Annotated in this window: 1 protein-coding gene; it reads right to left on the bottom strand. The window is 64.4% G+C overall.

All coding sequences use genetic code 11. The annotated features are described in order from the left end of the window. Positions 1–40: 40 nt before the first annotated feature. Complete coding sequence (locus ABN028_RS35170) at positions 41–958, bottom strand: IS982 family transposase (protein WP_349332501.1); 918 nt, start codon at positions 956–958, stop codon at positions 41–43. Positions 959–1000: the final 42 nt, after the last annotated feature.

The raw sequence follows: 1000 nt of genomic DNA, 5'->3' as shown, positions 1-1000 counted from the left end.
CCCCTAGATCGTTGATCGGAAATTTTGATCAGGTCAGCGATCAGTGGTCGTAGGCGATTAGGGAGCGTTTTACGGGTGCGCCGATGATCCAGTTGTGCCAGATGGCGGTGTTGAGCGCGAGTAGGCGTTGGAGGATGCGGGTCCATAGCCCGGCAGGGATGCGTCCGCCGTGGCGTTCCAGGCCGAGCTGGTTCTTCAGTGTCCAGATGATCGCCTCGATCCGCTGGCGCAGCCAGTTCGGGAACGGTCGAGGTGTCTGGTCGTCTGTGCGGGCTGGGCGGATGAGCTGCAGGTCCAGGTCGGTGAAGAACTGTTCGATGCCGGTGCCGGATAGGCCCTTGTCGGTGACCACGGTGGTGCCAGGGGCGGGTCGGTTGGCCGTCTGCTCGGTGAGCATCCGGCGGGTCTGTTCGCGTTCGCCCATCAGTTTGGGGTTAGCCAGGCCGAACCCGGTGACGGTGCCGTCGGCGGTGGTGATGAGCATCAGCTTGGCCCCCCAGTAGTAGCGGCTGTGGGAGGTCTCGTAGCCGTAGCCGGCGTAGCCGAACAGGTCCGAGCGTGTGCTGGTGGTCTTCGACTGGCCGCAGCCAACCGGAGTGCCGTCCATGAGTCGCAGTAGCTCAGCCGATCCAGGGGTGTGCTCGGCCAGCCACCGCAGCGCAGCTTCCATCAGCGGCGCTACCGCTCGCAGCCTGGTGTTGTATTCGCTTTGCGACAACAGCCGAGGAAACAGGTGCCCCACCCGCGCCGGCGCGGCACGCAGCCAATGCCGCTCATCGTTGTAGCGCAGCAATACCTGCGCTACCGCCAAACACACCAGCTCTGCCTCGGTCACCACGACCGGTCGGCCCGGACCCTGGCGATGTGTCGGCCGATGCGCAGGGATGATGCGGTCGGTCAGTTCCACGTAAAGTGCGATCAGAAGGGTGTCCAGGTCGGCGATCACGAAGACCTCCAAGTCGGCGTGTGTAGACACGCCGATCCTGGACACCCTTCGCCC

Origin of the sequence: Actinopolymorpha sp. B17G11 (assembly GCF_040196095.1) — a bacterium.
In the GTDB taxonomy this organism is placed as follows: Bacteria; Actinomycetota; Actinomycetes; order Propionibacteriales; family Actinopolymorphaceae; genus Thermasporomyces.
This window is presented reverse-complemented; position numbering and strand designations above follow the sequence as displayed.